This is a genomic window from Flavobacterium proteolyticum (genome assembly GCF_015223105.1).
GTDB lineage: Bacteria > Bacteroidota > Bacteroidia > Flavobacteriales > Flavobacteriaceae > Flavobacterium > Flavobacterium proteolyticum.
Genome location: NZ_JADFTZ010000003.1, coordinates 192,411 through 208,117, shown reverse-complemented (window position 1 = coordinate 208,117; position 15,707 = coordinate 192,411). Strand labels below are relative to the sequence as shown.

Annotated in this window: 16 protein-coding genes and 1 tRNA gene; 8 read left to right on the top strand and 9 right to left on the bottom strand. The window is 33.4% G+C overall.

The annotated features are described in order from the left end of the window. Positions 1 to 3: 3 nt before the first annotated feature. From purL to IM755_RS08545, 3 genes are all read right to left on the bottom strand, one after another. Positions 4 to 3,690, bottom strand: coding sequence for a phosphoribosylformylglycinamidine synthase (gene purL / locus IM755_RS08555; protein ID WP_194095759.1), 3,687 nt, complete (start codon positions 3,688 to 3,690; stop codon positions 4 to 6). Between the two features lie 170 nt (positions 3,691 to 3,860). Continuing rightward, the gene (locus IM755_RS08550) at positions 3,861 to 4,496 is read right to left on the bottom strand and encodes a DUF1579 domain-containing protein (protein ID WP_228063921.1); all 636 of its coding nucleotides are present in this window, start codon (positions 4,494 to 4,496) and stop codon (positions 3,861 to 3,863) included. 19 nt (positions 4,497 to 4,515) lie between these two features. Continuing rightward, the gene (locus IM755_RS08545; RefSeq protein WP_194095755.1) at positions 4,516 to 6,039 is read right to left on the bottom strand and encodes a right-handed parallel beta-helix repeat-containing protein; all 1,524 of its coding nucleotides are present in this window, start codon (positions 6,037 to 6,039) and stop codon (positions 4,516 to 4,518) included. A gap of 134 nt (positions 6,040 to 6,173) precedes the next feature. On the opposite strand from IM755_RS08545, the gene IM755_RS08540 reads away from it, so the two are divergent. The 4 genes from IM755_RS08540 (at position 6,174) to IM755_RS08525 (ending at position 8,649) form a co-directional block, all read left to right on the top strand. Then, positions 6,174 to 6,599, top strand: a complete 426-nt coding sequence (locus IM755_RS08540) for a PaaI family thioesterase (RefSeq protein WP_194095753.1) — start codon at positions 6,174 to 6,176, stop codon at positions 6,597 to 6,599. Continuing rightward, positions 6,599 to 7,627: an isochorismate synthase gene (locus IM755_RS08535; protein ID WP_194095751.1), complete on the top strand. Its 1,029-nt coding sequence runs from the start codon at positions 6,599 to 6,601 to the stop codon at positions 7,625 to 7,627. The genes IM755_RS08540 and IM755_RS08535 overlap by 1 nt, the downstream gene beginning before the upstream one ends. 155 nt (positions 7,628 to 7,782) lie before the next feature. Continuing rightward, positions 7,783 to 8,499, top strand: coding sequence for a bacillithiol biosynthesis deacetylase BshB1 (gene bshB1 / locus IM755_RS08530; RefSeq protein ID WP_194095749.1), 717 nt, complete (start codon positions 7,783 to 7,785; stop codon positions 8,497 to 8,499). A gap of 74 nt (positions 8,500 to 8,573) precedes the next feature. Beyond that, positions 8,574 to 8,649, top strand: a tRNA-His gene (locus tag IM755_RS08525). Positions 8,650 to 8,705: 56 nt separating this feature from the next. On the opposite strand, the gene IM755_RS08520 is transcribed toward IM755_RS08525, so the two are convergent. Beyond that, the gene (locus IM755_RS08520; protein ID WP_194095747.1) at positions 8,706 to 9,632 is read right to left on the bottom strand and encodes an SIMPL domain-containing protein; all 927 of its coding nucleotides are present in this window, start codon (positions 9,630 to 9,632) and stop codon (positions 8,706 to 8,708) included. Positions 9,633 to 9,794: 162 nt separating this feature from the next. On the opposite strand from IM755_RS08520, the gene IM755_RS08515 reads away from it, so the two are divergent. From IM755_RS08515 to IM755_RS08505, 3 genes are all read left to right on the top strand, one after another. Beyond that, positions 9,795 to 10,694, top strand: coding sequence for a hypothetical protein (locus IM755_RS08515; RefSeq protein WP_194095745.1), 900 nt, complete (start codon positions 9,795 to 9,797; stop codon positions 10,692 to 10,694). Beyond that, positions 10,660 to 11,238 (top strand): hypothetical protein, encoded by a 579-nt coding sequence (locus IM755_RS08510; RefSeq protein ID WP_194095743.1) that lies wholly within the window; start codon positions 10,660 to 10,662, stop codon positions 11,236 to 11,238. The genes IM755_RS08515 and IM755_RS08510 overlap by 35 nt, the downstream gene beginning before the upstream one ends. Positions 11,239 to 11,314: 76 nt before the next feature. Continuing rightward, entirely contained in the window at positions 11,315 to 12,118 is an 804-nt protein-coding gene (locus IM755_RS08505) for a hypothetical protein (protein WP_194095741.1), read from the top strand. Positions 12,119 to 12,207: 89 nt separating this feature from the next. Here IM755_RS08505 and IM755_RS08500 read toward each other — a convergent pair whose 3' ends face one another. From IM755_RS08500 to IM755_RS08490, 3 genes are read right to left on the bottom strand one after another with little or no spacing between them, the layout of a single operon-like run. Continuing rightward, a complete protein-coding gene (locus IM755_RS08500) occupies positions 12,208 to 12,774 on the bottom strand; it encodes a YceI family protein (RefSeq protein WP_194095738.1) in 567 nt (188 codons plus the stop codon). A 34-nt stretch (positions 12,775 to 12,808) separates the two neighbouring features. Next, positions 12,809 to 13,441, bottom strand: a complete 633-nt coding sequence (locus tag IM755_RS08495) for an NAD(P)H-dependent oxidoreductase (RefSeq protein WP_194095735.1) — start codon at positions 13,439 to 13,441, stop codon at positions 12,809 to 12,811. A gap of 16 nt (positions 13,442 to 13,457) precedes the next feature. Then, positions 13,458 to 13,910 carry a MarR family winged helix-turn-helix transcriptional regulator gene (locus IM755_RS08490; protein ID WP_194095734.1) on the bottom strand — a complete coding sequence of 151 codons (453 nt, stop codon included), beginning with the start codon at positions 13,908 to 13,910 and terminating at the stop codon, positions 13,458 to 13,460. Positions 13,911 to 14,037: 127 nt separating this feature from the next. Here IM755_RS08490 and IM755_RS08485 point away from each other — a divergent pair, with 127 nt between their 5' ends. Continuing rightward, positions 14,038 to 14,346 carry a rhodanese-like domain-containing protein gene (locus IM755_RS08485; protein WP_194095731.1) on the top strand — a complete coding sequence of 103 codons (309 nt, stop codon included), beginning with the start codon at positions 14,038 to 14,040 and terminating at the stop codon, positions 14,344 to 14,346. An 83-nt stretch (positions 14,347 to 14,429) separates the two neighbouring features. On the opposite strand, the gene IM755_RS08480 is transcribed toward IM755_RS08485, so the two are convergent. Beyond that, a complete protein-coding gene (locus IM755_RS08480) occupies positions 14,430 to 14,846 on the bottom strand; it encodes a hypothetical protein (protein ID WP_194095729.1) in 417 nt (138 codons plus the stop codon). A gap of 135 nt (positions 14,847 to 14,981) precedes the next feature. Next, entirely contained in the window at positions 14,982 to 15,659 is a 678-nt protein-coding gene (locus tag IM755_RS08475) for a Crp/Fnr family transcriptional regulator (RefSeq protein WP_194095727.1), read from the bottom strand. Positions 15,660 to 15,707: the final 48 nt, after the last annotated feature.

Genomic DNA, 15,707 nt, shown 5'->3' with positions numbered 1-15,707 from the left:
AAATTATTTCTTATTCTCAATCCATTTTCTAGCATTCACAAACGCTTCTAACCATGGTGAAACCTCGTCTTTTTGTCCTCTTTCTGGATAATGTGCCCAGTTCCAAGGGAAAGTTGAACGCTCAATATGTGGCATCATTACTAAATGTCTTCCCGTTGTATCACACATCATAGCGGTGTTGAAATCAGAACCATTTGGATTCGCTGGATAACCTTCGTAAGCATATTTGGCTACAATGTTATATTTTTCTTCTGAATATGGTAATTTAAATTTTCCTTCTCCATGTGAAATCCAAACGCCTAAAGTTGTTCCTTCTAAAGTGGATAACATCACCGAATTATTTTTTTGAACCGTTACCGAAGTAAAGCCACTTTCGTGTTTGTTTGAAGTATTGTGGTGCATTTTTCCGTGAACTTCGTGTTCTGGATTGATCAATTCTAATTCCATCAATAACTGACAACCATTACAAATCCCAACAGAAAGCGTGTCTTCGCGTTTGAAGAAGTTTTTCAAAGCGGTATTGGCTTTTTCGTTGTATAAAAACGCTCCAGCCCAACCTTTAGCCGAACCTAAAACATCGGAATTCGAGAATCCACCCACAGCTCCAATAAATTGAATGTCTTCCAAAGTTTCTCTTCCCGAAATTAAATCGGTCATGTGAACATCTTTTACATCAAAACCTGCTAGGTACATAGCATTTGCCATTTCACGTTCGGAATTACTTCCTTTTTCACGAATGATAGCAGCTTTTGGTCTTGGTTTTGAAGCATCAATTACAGGTAATTTTCCATCAAAATGTGATGGGAAAGTGAATTGTAATTTCTGATTTTTATAATTGTCAAAACGTGCCTGAGCCATTCCGTTTTTAGATTGTTTTGAATCTAATAAGAAAGACGTTTTGTACCAAGTATCTCTTAATGTTGCAACACTGAATGTCAAACTATCTTCACCATTGATAACTGTAAACGCATCACCATCGATAGCCGAACCAATTTTGAAAATTTCAATGTTTTGTTGTGCGAAAGTTGCTTCCACTTCAGCATTTGCTTGGAAAACAACACTAATATTCTCATTAAATAAGGCTTTAACCGTATCTTTTTCTCCTAAAGAAGTCAAGTCGATTAATGCTCCTAATTTATCATCTGCGAAACACATTTCTAATAAAGTTGTGATTAAACCACCGCTTCCAATATCGTGTCCTGCTTTAATTTTTCTGTCTTTGATTAAATCTTGTAAAACGTTGAACGCTTTTTTGAAGAATTCCGAGTTTTGAATTGTTGGAACGTCATTTCCAATTTTATTCAACACTTGAGCGAATGAACTTCCACCTAATTTAAACGAATCTTGCGATAAGTTGATGTAGTAAATGTTTCCGCCGTTTCTTTGTAAAACGGGTTCCACTACTTTCGTAATGTTCGAACAATTTCCAGCTGCTGAAATAATAACCGTTCCTGGTGCAATTACTTCATCATTCGGGTATTTTTGTTTCATCGAAAGCGAATCTTTTCCTGTTGGAATATTGATTCCCAATTCAATAGCAAAATCCGAACAACCTTTTACTGCTTCATATAAACGAGCATCTTCTCCTTCATTTTTACAAGCCCACATCCAGTTAGCTGATAATGAAACGGATTGTAAACCATCTTTTAATGGTGCCCAAACGATATTTGATAACGCCTCAGCAATAGCTGTTCTCGAACCGGCAACAGGATTTACTAAAGCCGAAATAGGCGAGTGCCCAATCGAAGTCGCAATTCCTTCTTTTCCTTTGAAATCCAATGCCATAACTCCGACATTGTTTAAAGGCAATTGTAAAGGTCCCACACATTGTTGTTTCGCCACGCGTCCGCCCACACAACGGTCCACTTTATTGGTTAACCAATCTTTACTAGCTACCGCTTCTAATTGTAAAACCTGACTTAAGTAGCTTCCAATATTTTCTTTTGAATATTCTAAATCGCTGTAATTTGTACTAACAGTTTTGTCTGTCATAATGGTTTTTGGCGAACTTCCGAAGAAATCTTCCAAAGCATAATCCATTGGTTTTACACCAGTCGATTTTGATTCGAATGTAAATCTATGGTCGTTAGTTACATCACCCACTTGATACATTGGAGAACGCTCTCTGTCTGCAATTCTTTGTAAGGTTTCGATGTCTTTTTCACCAATTACTAATCCCATTCGTTCTTGCGATTCGTTCCCGATGATTTCTTTAGCTGAAAGTGTTGGGTCGCCAACAGGTAATTTATCTAAATTGATTAATCCTCCAGTTTCTTCTACTAATTCAGATAAACAATTCAAATGTCCACCCGCACCATGATCGTGAATCGAAACGATTGGATTGTTATCACTTTCTACCAAACCACGAATGGCGTTGGCAGCACGTTTTTGCATTTCTGGATTCGAACGTTGGATGGCATTTAATTCAATTCCTGAACCAAAAGCACCAGTATCTGCAGAAGAAACTGCAGCACCACCCATTCCAATTCTATAATTTTCTCCACCTAAAATAACGATTTTATCACCAGCTGTAGGTTTCTGTTTAATCGCTTGATCTAATTTTCCATAACCGATTCCACCCGCTTGCATGATAACTTTATCGTAACCTAATTTTCTGCTTTTGGAAGCTGAGGCACTCGAAGCTTCTTCATGTTCGAAGGTTAAGATTGAACCCGTAATTAATGGTTGCCCAAATTTATTTCCAAAATCTGAAGCTCCGTTTGAGGCTTTAATCAAAATATCCATTGGTGTTTGGTACAGCCAAGGTCTTTCTGCCATTCCGTTTTCCCATGGACGCTCTTCTGCTAAACGAGAATAAGAAGTCATATAAACTGCAGTTCCCGCTAATGGTAAAGAACCTTGTCCACCTGCTAAACGGTCACGAATTTCTCCTCCTGAACCGGTTGCAGCTCCGTTGAATGGTTCAACTGTGGTTGGGAAGTTGTGAGTTTCTGCTTTTAGAGAAAGTACTGATTCAAACTCTTTTTCTTGGTAGAAATCAGGTTTGTCAGCGCTTTTTGGAGCAAATTGGGTTACTTTCGGACCTTTTACAAAAGCTACGTTATCTTTATACGCCGAAACAATATCGTTTGGATTTGTTTCCGATGTTTTCTTAATTAATTTGAATAAAGAAGTTGGTTTTTCTTCGCCATCAATCACAAATGTTCCGTTAAAAATTTTGTGACGACAGTGTTCTGAATTTGCTTGTGAGAAAGCAAAAATTTCAGAATCAGTTAACTTTCTACCTAATTTCGTTGAAAGATTATTTAGATATTCTACTTCTTCTGGGCTTAATGCTAAACCTTCTGATTTATTGTAAGCATCAATATCTTCGATATCCAAAATAGGTTCTGGTTGGATATTGATGGTGTAAATTTCTTGATTTAACTCCGAATACTTTTGCGAAAGCATTGGATCAAAATCAGTAAAATCGGCAGCTACTTTTTCAAATTCCTCGATACGAATGATACCCGAAATTCCCATGTTTTGGGTGATTTCTACCGCATTTGTACTCCAAGGCGTAATCATAGCAGCACGTGGTCCAACAAAAAAATCCGACAATACGGATTTTTCTATTTTATGTGCGTTGCCAAAAAGCCAATTTAATTTGTTGATGTCTTCTGATGAAATCTCGTTTTGCGTTTGAACCGCAAAAACCGTGTTGGATTGGTTTCCGAAGAAATGAATCATTGTATGTAGTTGTTTTATTCCGCTGCGCTCCGTACAGTTCGGCTTCGCCTCGGGTGTGTTGTTGAAGTTGCAAATTTATTCTAAAAAGTTAGAAGTTCAAAGTTTTAAGAGTGTATAAAAATAAAAAAAGCTGTTCTTTTTTGAACAGCCTTAATTTTATTTGTTGAAAACTACATTTTACGTTTCGAAACTACTTGCATCGATTTGAATTCTTTACCATCTTCTGAAACTTCAAACATTTCCATTTTTTGGTTGTTATCATCAATATAAGTAATGACTTCTTTTACTTTTTTAGCTTTTTTGGTCACTGGATCCACCATTTCGCCATGAAAAGTAGATGTTTTTGTTGCTTCATCGTATTTTCCACGAGTAACCATCATTCCGGTTCCCATGTTGTCAATCCAAGTAGATACAAATTCTTCAGTTGCATTATCGTAGGCAACCATTCCTTTTCCTTCAAACGGCATTCCGAACATATTACCAGAATACGTTCCTTCTTGATATCTTCCGCCCATAATCATTTTGTACGTTACAGAAGCAGTAGATTTCATTTCTTGTGAATTATCAGGTGACCAAAACGTTAATTCGGCATCCCAAGTTCCAGAATCTTTAGCTAACATTTCGTGACCTTTAGATGGTGTAGCATAATCCGCCCAAGCTTTAGCTACTGTAGCAGAATCTGGTTTTGTTTCTGCAGTGACTTCTTCTTTTGGTGTTGTTTCTATTTCGTTTTTTGTAGCTTCTTCTTTTTTACAAGAAACAAATGTTAAACCAATAATTAAAAGGGATAAAGAGAGATTTTTCATAATTGTATAATTTAATTGGTTAGTCAAAAGTGGTCCAATTGTAAGCTCCCATATCAGAAGGATTACTTCTTGGATTATTCAGAATATCATTAAAAGTAGAGTAGGTGTTATTTGCAGTTCCTTTTGCTGCAGAATCTTCACCAATAATTAATTCATTATTTCTAGCGTCTTTAAAATCAGGATTATTTACAGTTGAATTAGTTGCGATCAAACAATTTGTATACAAAGCTGTATTTGAAAAAGCATACAAAGGATTGTTTGTAAATTGATTACTAAAATCGGCAAATTTGATTAAAGAATGGTCAAAATTGTAAACGAAAGTACTTCCTGTTTTTTTCAAAACAATTCCAAAATTACTTGAAGTATGAATGATACAGTTTTTAAAATTCGCTTTTGTTAAAGCGTAAATGGTGCTTCCATCGTAATCGTCAAGCAAAACAGCGGTTTGATTTGGTGTTGGCCAATAGTTAGCAAACGTACAATGTACAAATTCATAGCTTCCACCAAAACTTCCAGCAAACGAAGTTTGACCACAATTGTTGATAACGACATTTCTACCTTCAATATTTCCAGTTCGAGCTAAAATACCAACATTAGAACAATTATAAATTTGAGTGTTTTCAAGATCTAAAGTAGGAGTAGGTGTACCATCATTTCCAGAAACTAAAATTCCAACAGTTGCATTTTTGATTGTTAAATTTTTAATTTGATTGTTTGTACTGCCTTGTGTTAACCAAATCGTTCCCCATTGACCAGGAACTTCTGAAAAACCAGGTTCTAAACGATCGCCTTCAAAAATGACTTCGTTTTCTTGGGCTGCTGTTGTTGAATGAGTTCCATTCACATGAATCGAAGCATTATTAGCAACAATTAATCCTGATTCTGCATGAAAATGGACTCTTGCGCCAGCATCTACAACTAGTGTTTTGTTGGGTGGAACAGCTGCGTAACCATAAACGACATAAGGTTTGGTATTGGTCCAATGCAATTCGTTACCATTGGTTGGATCGGCTTCGTCTAGGTAAAATCCATAGATTTCATCATCACCAATTGGTAAAGTTTCGGTTGTTCCGTCTGAAAATTTTTGTGGATACAAGAAAATGGCATCCTGAATTAATGTCACTAATTCTACTTTTTGAGTGTTTGGACCTTCTCCAAATAAAATTTGGTCAGTATACAGAAAATCAGTTGGGTTAGCATCGGCTACACCTGCGGTTACTTCAATAAAAATAAACATACTGTCTTTAGCCAATAGTTCCACATTGTCAAAAACTCTTCCGGGAATTCCATCTACCATCATGCGGTATTTAGACGTTTCGCCTTTAGCTAATTGTACTTTTGGAATTGAGATATTTTTATCACTTCTATTGTACACTTTTAAAGTGTAAGTACTTGAACCAATATTTGTAAAAACAGTATCTAAATACACTGTATCTTTTGAAAATCGCAAGCCTCCTGTTTTCGATTCAAAATCAAAATCGTTTCGGCAAGAAGTTAATGAAACGGCAAATCCTATTAGTAATAAAAGTAATAAACGACGCATGAAAAGTTAATTTTTGTAAATGTAATTATTAATTTTAATTCTGTAAAAACAAAATCGATTTAAAATACTTATTAAAACGTTAATTCAGTTGAAATATTCTATTTGGAATGCTTAATTTTACAAAAAATAAAGTTATGATGTTTGATAGAGAAAAAATGTTGCAATTGTGTAACGATTGGAGCAAAAATACTTTAATGAATACCTTAGAAATTGTTTACACCGATGCAGGTGAAGATTTCTTAACCGCTACAATGCCAGTGAATCCAAGAGTGCATCAACCGATGGGATTATTACATGGTGGAGCAACGGTAGCTTTAGCAGAAAGTGTGGGAAGTGCCGCTTCATTAATGTTTGTTAATCCAGAAAAACAAGAAGTTCGTGGTATCGAAATTTCAGCAAATCATTTGAAAAGCAAGCGTGAAGGAATGGTTACGGCAACGGCAAAAATCATTCACAAAGGTGCGAGTTTGCATTTATGGGAAATTAGAATTGTGGACGAAGAAGGAAAGTTAATTTCGCTATGTAAATTAACGAATATGGTATTATCGAGAAGACAATAATGCAAGTTTTTCAAGAAATAAATGCACTTTTATCAAATCAAAATCCATTTGTTTGCTATGTAAAACCAAATGAAAATGTTTGGAATTTACTCGTACAACAATCAGATGAAATTATTGATTTTATCGATCAAACCGGATTTGTATTTATGCCTTTTTATGAAGGAAAACAAGTTGTAATTCCGTTTGAGGGGAATAAGTTTTCGCAAGGAAATCTTGAAAAATTAGAGCAAAAATCAGCTGAAAGTTTTACTTCTGAAAGCAATCAAAAAGAAGCTTTTGAGAATTTAGTTTCTAAAGGAGTTTCGTCTATTCAACAAGGTGAATTTGATAAAGTGGTTTTATCTCGAAAAATAGTTTTGAAGGAACAAATCTCAATTGTAGATACTTTTCAGAACTTGATTTCAACTTATCCAACGGCTTTTCGCTATTTGTTTTTTCATCCTAAAATTGGTTTATGGATGGGAGCAACGCCAGAACAATTGGTAAAAATCAATCAAAATCAGTTTGAAACAGTAGCTTTAGCAGGAACGCAATTGTATTCCGAAATCGTAATTTGGGCAACCAAAGAAATTGAAGAACAACAATTTGTAACCGATTATATTGTAACTAAAGTAAAGGATAAAGTGAATAACCTTATTGTTTCTGATGCTAAAACAGTTAAAGCTGGAAATTTAGCGCATTTAAAATCGTTTATTTCGGGTGAATTAACTCCTGATTTTCAAGCGAATGATTTGATAAAAGCGTTACATCCAACACCAGCGGTTTGTGGTTTACCCAAAGAAAAAGCCATCGATTTTATTCTTAAAAATGAAGGTTATAATCGAAAATATTACGCTGGCTTTTTAGGCGAATACAATAAAGACAATCAAACCGATTTATTCGTAAATTTACGCTGTTTAGAAGTAGAGAATGATGTTGTGCATATTTACGTAGGTTGTGGCATTACAAAAGACAGCAATCCTGAAAAGGAATTCATTGAAACAGAGAATAAATCGATGACGATGCGGAATATTTTAGTTTCAAAATAAAATTGAAACACATAGGCACATAGAAAATTTTAAAAGGCATTGTATTTTAAATAGTTCACATAGAAATGCTATTTAAACTATGCTAAGTAAAACGACTAAAATAAACACAAAGAAAATCTATGATTCTATGTGTTTGAAAAAATAAAAGTTTAAAAATGAAATTAGACATATTAGCTTTTGGAGCGCATCCAGACGATGTAGAATTAGGTTGTAGCGGCACGATTGCCAAAGAAGTTAGCCTTGGAAAGAAAGTCGGGATTATCGATTTAACTCGTGGCGAACTTGGTACACGTGGTTCAGTTGAAATTCGTAATGCGGAATCGGCTAAGGCTTCTGAGATTTTAGGGGTTGTGGTGCGTGAGAATTTAGATATGCGAGATGGTTTCTTCGTAAACGATGAAGCACATCAAATGAAAGTAATAGAAATGATTCGCAAATACCAACCAGAGATTGTGTTGTGCAACGCTATTACGGATAGACACATTGACCACGGTAAAGGAAGTAAATTGGTAAGCGATGCTTGTTTTTTGTCAGGATTGCGACAAATTAAAACCGAGTTGAATGGCGAAGCTCAAGAAGCGTGGCGACCAAAAGTAGTTTACCATTACATCCAATGGCAAAATATTGAACCTGATTTTGTGGTGGATATTTCTGAATTTATGGATAAAAAAATGGATTCTGTGTTGGCTTATGGTTCTCAGTTTTATGATCCAAATTCAAAAGAACCGGTTTCACCAATTACTTCAAAAAACTTTTTAGATAGTGTAAAATATCGTGCTCAAGACCTTGGAAGGCTAGTAGGAGTAGAATATGCTGAAGGTTTTACTACTGAAAGATATTTGGCTGTCAATAGCTTAGGCGATTTGAAATAAAATTGTAGTAAAAAAGTAAAAAAAATCTTTGCAAGATAGAAGTAAACCCCTATATTTGCACTCGCAAAACAAATGGTGATTGTAGCTCAGTTGGTTAGAGCGTCGGATTGTGGTTCCGAAGGTCGCGGGTTCGAGACCCGTCTTTCACCCTTAACATTGGAAAGCCCTGAATAACTTCAGGGCTTTTTTTATTCCACAAACTTTTCTTAAATCGAAGTATCAATTTTATATGTCATCGTAAGCGTCAATACATATTGAATACCTACTTCGGTTTGGTTGGGATTGATGACTTTATCAAAACCGGCACTGGAAATTCCGTCGTAGTAGAATGTTTTGTTTTTTCGGGCGATCTTCTTTAGGTATTGGTTGCGATTGTTGTAATTGGTTTCAATTTCTGCCGATTCAAAAGCTTGGTACATTTTGTATTGTGTTTTTGGGAAAACCGTTGCAAATTCTTCTGTAGCACTTGGTGTTCCAATTACTCGCTTTCCAAACGATTTCATGTATCTGATTTTTTTTGCTTCGGCTAAAACTAAGGCTTCATCAAAAAGCGAATTGTGAATCGCATTGGTGTCATTATTAAAATATTCGACTTTTATGATGTCGTGAATTTCAAATTCGGAAGCTATCGTAATTAATTTCTCCAAACTATTGGCGTTGGAAGTTGTAATAATGATGTTCTTTTTAATTTCAAAACCTTTGTCAATTTGCTGCGCGGTTTCTAAATTGGCATTGAAATCATAAATTTTGGTTTGCGAAATAAAATCGATGTAGCAGTTTTCTTTTTTGATTCCCAACACTTTAATTTTGTCTAAAAAGCCATCAATTCGGGTATTTATTTTTTTACTGCAACCTGAAACCGTTTCGTCTTCTTGATTTAATCCTAATGTAATGACAAATCCATCGGCTTTTTTATTAAGTAGCATTTTTACAGTAACGGTTAAATGATTGTCGTTGATAGAAACAACCGTGTTATTGGGCAAACCATTCTGATTGTAATTGTTCTCGTTGTAGCGATTATTTCCATAAATTTGATTGCCGCTAATTTGTGCTTGAGCTACACCAAATGTCAATACTAAAGCTACAATAATCCATTTGATTTTTCCGTTTAAATAAGAAACTTGTGTTTTCATAATTTTATATTTTAATGATTTGACTGCAATAGTACTTTCGAAAAAAGAAAAACGTTTGGCAAAACCACTTTCCTGTTGCTGTAAAGTTTTTTCGCTACATTTACAGTGGTTTTACAGTAGAAAAAAAATTGCAATCCATTACTTTTGACTCGAATTAAATTCATGAATCCATTAGACGTATTTTATAAACTTAAAAACGATGTGCTTTTGACCTATCAGAAGCAGTATCCTTATTTTGAGGGAAATTGGAAAACGTTTAGTTCGCAAGACATTCAAAATTTAATCGATTTGATTGCCGTTCAAGTAAAACAAACCGTGAGCGAAAAATGGATTTACACGCATTTGAAAGTCGAAACCAACGATAAATTGCCTCGAAAAGATATGTTAGATATTTTATCGCAATTGGTCGGTTATTCGGGTTGGGATGAATATGTGTTTAAATGGAAACAAGAAGTTGTTCCAATTGTTGCCCAACCAAAACGAAATAATAAAGTGGTTTTTAGTGTTGGGTTTATCGGTTTGTTTTTGATGGGAATTTTTATGTATCGTTATTGGAATAGGGAAGAAGTGCAAACCATTCCAGTAAAAAATGCCTTTACCGAAGAACAAATCAATAGTGAAGAAGTGAAAGCGGTAATGATTGAAAATGATGTAGAAACACCAATTGAAATTGTAGATTCTAAAATTCAAATTACGGCTAAGGAAAGTGCTAAAATTGTATTGAAAAGTCCGTATTATAAAGATAAAACGGTTGTTTTAGGAAAGGAAAATCCAAACGAAATCAACTTACAACCTGACGATTATGCGATGATGTTGAAAGGTTTTATGAAATCAGACATAAAAGATTGGGAAACCCGAAAAGAGCAATTGCAAAAGATTTTAGCTGATGATTTAGAAGTTTTAGTGATGTTGAAAAATGATTTGGGAATTGAATATTTCAACAAACATGAGTTTTCAGAAAAGTTGATTGTTCCAAGTGTTGCTTTGAAGCGAATGAAAGTGATTGATATTCAAAGTAATGAAAAGAATGAGATTAAATTTATACGAATTATACAAGAATAAGATGTTTACTATAAGTTGTATTTTTATGTTTTTACTATTTACATTTTCTTTATTTGGGCAAAATGTGAATACGCCTGCGTCATCGGCAATAAAGGCAAATTTTACAATGGCTTCGGTAAAAGCCTACCAGGAAAGCGCGACATTAAAAGTGGAAGACTATTACCAATATTTGACTTTATTATCAAGTGAATCGACATCGGAAACTTTAAAAACAGAAATAAAAACCACTATTTACAGCTTATTTGAAAGCGAAAATATAAAAGTTATCGATTTTACCTCAACTGAAAACGCTACTATTTCATTGAATGAATTGATTGATAAAATCACGAATAAAAACTACTCATTTTCAGTTTCCAATTTTGAAAATTCGATTGTGGCAACGGATTATTGGACTACGCAATACCAACTTACAATAACGCAAAACAAAATCCCAATGAAGTTTCAATATTACCAAAAAATAGGATTTAAACCTGTTGTTAAGACATTTGGAACCACTAAAAAAGAAGTTTGGACATTGTTTTTAGGAGAAGTGACGTTGCCTTAAATTTTCTACTTTACGGATTTCCGTATTTATCATGAAAGTAATTTCTTATATTTGGAACTTTAACACCAATTAAACAATGAGAAAATTACTTATCATCTTCATTGGAATTACCGCTTTTGGTCAATCTAATTTAGATAAAGAAACTGCTAAAATAGTAGATGAAGGCAAAATGCTTTATAATTCAGAAATGGCTTCTTGGTATGGAACCGATATTTTTATAGAACTTTATAAGAATAAGGAAAATATTGGTGGTTACTTTTCTTATACCGATAAAGATGTTCCAAAGTGTATATTCTTTTCAAAAGATGATAAGCCAAAAGTTATTGGCACCATCAATTTTGAAGCTAAAATTAAATTGGAAACTGCAAAAGCCGATTTAAAAGAAAGAGAATTCACCAAAAATGAATTGGACTATTTCGAGCTTAGAAAAGAAGCTATGAATATTATTTATTCCGATACTATTTTTAAACATTATAATAATACAAGTTTTAATGTTGTTCCAATAATTAATAAAAAAGAGAAGAAAGTATTTGTTTTAACTGGACCAAAAGTTAATAATGTTATCATTCTTGGAAACGATTATTTATTAAATTTTGATAAGAATAATAAATTGTTAAATCGTAAAGCATTGCATAAAAATATTATACCAATTAAAATTGATGGAGATAAAGAAATTGAAGCTACAATGCACAGTCATTTACCAGAAACTGGCGAGTTCATAACTTCGACAGATATTTGTACATTAATGCTTTATGGAAAACTTTACAATTTGAAAGAACACTTTGTCATTTCTGAAAAGTATGTTTCCATTTGGGATTGTGAAAAAGATACTTTAAATCTGATAACTAGAGAAGCTTTTGAGAAAATGTTAGAAGAATAATCATTGCTCTTTTCTAGAATAAAAAAACAAAAAAGCCTTGAAGAAATTCAAGGCTTTTTTGTTTTTCATAGCAAAGTTTCCCAGTTCAATTAGAATACTAATTTCACTTTTAATTCGAATTCGTCGCTGATTGTTTTGTCTCCTAAGTTGTCGAAGAAACTTCCAGATCCGTATTGGATTCCGTATTTAGTTCTGTCAACTTTTAAAGAAGTTTCAGCAGCATTTTTTCCAACAGTTAAATCAAATTTGATTGATTCTGTTTTCCCTTTGATTGTTAAATCAGCAGTTACAGCGTAAACACCATTTCCTTTTTCACCAAGTGATTTGATAACTAAAGTAGCCGTTGGGAATTTTTCAACACCAAAGAAATCGTCAGATTTTAAGTGACCATCTAAGTTTGCTTTTCCTTTACCTTCTAAATCAGTTGTATTAATTGTAGTCATGTCAACTGTAAAGTTTCCACCTACTAATTTTTTTCCTTTGAAAATTAAAGTTCCTTCTTTTAAAGTAATTGTACCTTCGTGAGATCCAGTTACTTTTTTACCAACCCAGTTGATAGTACTTTTTGAAGCATCTACTTTTTTACCCGTTTGTGCAGTAGTTGCAAATGATACGAAAGCTACAAGAGCTAAAGCGATTGATTTGAAATTTTTCATGTTTTGAATTGTTTTTAAATGTTAATGGTTATAATTAAATAGTAGTAAATAATTCTTGTTTTGGTTTTCTAACTTTTGCATAGTGTTGTGTTGTGTCTTCTTCATGACGGTATCCAACAGCTGCTACTAATGAAGCGTTTAATCCTAAGGCATTGAAACCTAAAATTTCATTGTATTTTTCTGGTTCAAAACCTTCCATTGGAGTAACATCGATTTTTAATTCTGCAGCAGCATTTAAAAGATTTCCTAAAGCCAAATACGTTTGTTTTGAAGTCCAAACTGCTTTTTGTTCCACTGGTAAAGGAACAATTTTCGATTTCATGAAGTCTGAATATCCTTTTAAATCCTCAACTGATAAACCTCTTGTATCTGCAATGTTTTGAACATAAGCATCAATATCACTTTCTTTAACATCTACAATGTTAGCAAATACCAATAGGTGAGAAGCCTCAACAATTTGTGATTGACCCCAAGAAGCTGGTTGTAATTGCGCTCTTACTTCAGGATTTTCGATGATGAATACTTTGTATAATTGTAAACCGTAAGAAGAAGTACTTAATTGGATAGCTTCTTTTAAAGTTTCTAAATCTGATGCTGATACTTTTTTAGTAGCATCGAATTTTTTAGTAGCATAACGCCATTTTTGATTTTCTATAAAATTTGTCATAGTAATTTTTGGGTTTTTAATTTCTAAATTTTTCAAGCAATTCGTTTAATAATTCTAATTCTGCAACGGTCAAATTTTGAGAGAATGATTGTTCGTGAGCTTCTACTAAAGGATCCAATTGTAGTAAAAGTTCCAAACCTTTCTCCGTAATAGTAATCTCCATCTTACGACGATTGATTGGGCAAACTTCTCTAAGCACTAATTCTTTTAATAACAATTTGTCAACCAAACGTGTGGTATTACTGGTTTTCGCAATCATGCGTTCTTGTATCATACACATATTAGCAGGTTTTCCTTTCTGACCTCTTAAGATGCGTAACACATTAAATTGTTCAGGGGAAAGGTCAAATGGTTTTAATATCTCATTAAACTTTTCCGAAATGACATTTTGAGTATACATTACGTTAAGTAATGTTTTCTTCTCCATTGCCATAGGAGTATTAGGTTTTATGATTTCTTCTATTCTCATTTGATGTTGTAAAATTTGTATGTACAAATGTAGTAAATATTTTATTTGTATGTACAAATGTTTGATAAATTTTTGTTAAAGTTTTTAAAATGTATTTTTTGATAGTACTTTTGGAAAAAAAATAAAGATGACAAACTTAGATCAAAATACGTGGTGGAGCCAGTTTTTGCAAGATGCAAATGGCGTAATAGTAGATGTTCGTACCGAAGACGAATTTAACGCTGGTTATATTCCAGGTGCAATTAATATCGATATTTATAAAGGACAAGGTTTTATTTATAGAGTAGAGGAGTTAGATAAATCGAAAAACTATTATGTGTATTGTGCGGCTGGAGTACGTAGTGCCAACGCTTGCAACGCCATGGAACAATTAGGTTTTGAAAACACTTTTAACTTATTAGGCGGTTTTTCTAATTGGGAAGGACCAACAGAATAAAGAAATCCGCTGAAGAGCGGATTTTTTTTGTGGGTATGGAATGCAATTCAGCGCTATCGGGTGCTATGTAATCGGTTTATTTCTCAATCATTTCTTATTTTGAAACACGATTTGTATATATCTGAAATTATAAAACCTGAAATTAATAAAGAACCAAAAGCAAAACTTGCCAACATTCCATTACCAATTTCTAAAATCTTTAAGATTATACAAATCAACCAAACAATGAAAATATTTAAGTTAAATATTCCACAAAGAATATAAATGAAGTTTGATTTTAAAGGATTTGATTTGTTTTTTAAAAACATAACCAATCTGAGGACTAACAAAAAACAGCCAAGTCCAACAGCATAAATCATGCTATGTACAAAATTAAAAAATAAACCTAAGCCATGAAACATTTGTTCTTTTTCAGTAAAATAATCAAAGAATAAATACAAGGTCCATATGTTTTGTAATACAAAACTAATTATTGAATATGTCAGGACTTTTACTTTCATGTTTACTTTCTGTTTGATATAATAAAATGTTGTCAACTCGTTTGTGAATGATAATTATTATACTTTATTATTTCTGTAAATATAAAAAATCTTACAATTCCTCCCAACAAAAAATCCGCTCTTCAGCGGATTCTCTTATGTTAATCGTTTTAATTTATTTTTATCTAAAAGTTTGATTTTCTTACCAATCAACTCAATATATTCAGATTTATTTAATTCGGAAAGTAAGCGAATACAACTTTCAGTAGCAGTTCCAATCATTCCCGCTAATTCTTCTCTTGATAATTGAATATGTAGCGTGCCATCTTCGTTTTTACCAAAAGTATCTTCTAAGTAAATTAAAGTTTCGGCTAAACGTTGGCGAACGGTTTTCTGTGCCATGTTTACCATGTGATCATCGGCATCCTTTAAATCATCGCAAATGGTTTTCATCACATTCATAGAAAACTGGTTATTTTGCGTAAAAAACTGCATGATTTCACTTCTCGGAATGAAACAAACTTCCATATCTTCTAAAGCAACGGCACTCAAATTAGCAGGTTCGTCACTAATCATCGAACGTTGCCCTAATAATTCGCCTGGTTTTACCAATTTTACAATTTGATCTTTTCCATTATCGCTAAGTTTCGACAACTTGCAAACACCGTCTTTAACACAATAAATTCCATTGGTAACTTCACCTTCTTCAAAGATAGGTTCGCCTTTTTTAATGGTGTAAGAAGTCTTACAATCGGCCATTCTAAGAAGTTCTTCTTTGTTTAAGGCCTTTAACGAACTAAACTGTCTTACGATACACTGTTCGCATTTACTCATTTTAAGAAATGTTTAGAGTTTGAATACAAAGATAATCAAAGTATGATA

Coding starts and splice junctions, on each gene's coding strand:
- purL (WP_194095759.1), bottom strand. CDS start 3,690: ATGATTCATTTCTTCGGAAACCAATCCAACACGGTTTTTGCGGTTCAA.
- IM755_RS08550 (WP_228063921.1), bottom strand. CDS start 4,496: ATGAAAAATCTCTCTTTATCCCTTTTAATTATTGGTTTAACATTTGTT.
- IM755_RS08545 (WP_194095755.1), bottom strand. CDS start 6,039: ATGCGTCGTTTATTACTTTTATTACTAATAGGATTTGCCGTTTCATTA.
- IM755_RS08540 (WP_194095753.1), top strand. CDS start 6,174: ATGATGTTTGATAGAGAAAAAATGTTGCAATTGTGTAACGATTGGAGC.
- IM755_RS08535 (WP_194095751.1), top strand. CDS start 6,599: ATGCAAGTTTTTCAAGAAATAAATGCACTTTTATCAAATCAAAATCCA.
- bshB1 (WP_194095749.1), top strand. CDS start 7,783: ATGAAATTAGACATATTAGCTTTTGGAGCGCATCCAGACGATGTAGAA.
- IM755_RS08520 (WP_194095747.1), bottom strand. CDS start 9,632: ATGAAAACACAAGTTTCTTATTTAAACGGAAAAATCAAATGGATTATT.
- IM755_RS08515 (WP_194095745.1), top strand. CDS start 9,795: ATGAATCCATTAGACGTATTTTATAAACTTAAAAACGATGTGCTTTTG.
- IM755_RS08510 (WP_194095743.1), top strand. CDS start 10,660: ATGAGATTAAATTTATACGAATTATACAAGAATAAGATGTTTACTATA.
- IM755_RS08505 (WP_194095741.1), top strand. CDS start 11,315: ATGAGAAAATTACTTATCATCTTCATTGGAATTACCGCTTTTGGTCAA.
- IM755_RS08500 (WP_194095738.1), bottom strand. CDS start 12,774: ATGAAAAATTTCAAATCAATCGCTTTAGCTCTTGTAGCTTTCGTATCA.
- IM755_RS08495 (WP_194095735.1), bottom strand. CDS start 13,441: ATGACAAATTTTATAGAAAATCAAAAATGGCGTTATGCTACTAAAAAA.
- IM755_RS08490 (WP_194095734.1), bottom strand. CDS start 13,910: ATGAGAATAGAAGAAATCATAAAACCTAATACTCCTATGGCAATGGAG.
- IM755_RS08485 (WP_194095731.1), top strand. CDS start 14,038: ATGACAAACTTAGATCAAAATACGTGGTGGAGCCAGTTTTTGCAAGAT.
- IM755_RS08480 (WP_194095729.1), bottom strand. CDS start 14,846: ATGAAAGTAAAAGTCCTGACATATTCAATAATTAGTTTTGTATTACAA.
- IM755_RS08475 (WP_194095727.1), bottom strand. CDS start 15,659: ATGAGTAAATGCGAACAGTGTATCGTAAGACAGTTTAGTTCGTTAAAG.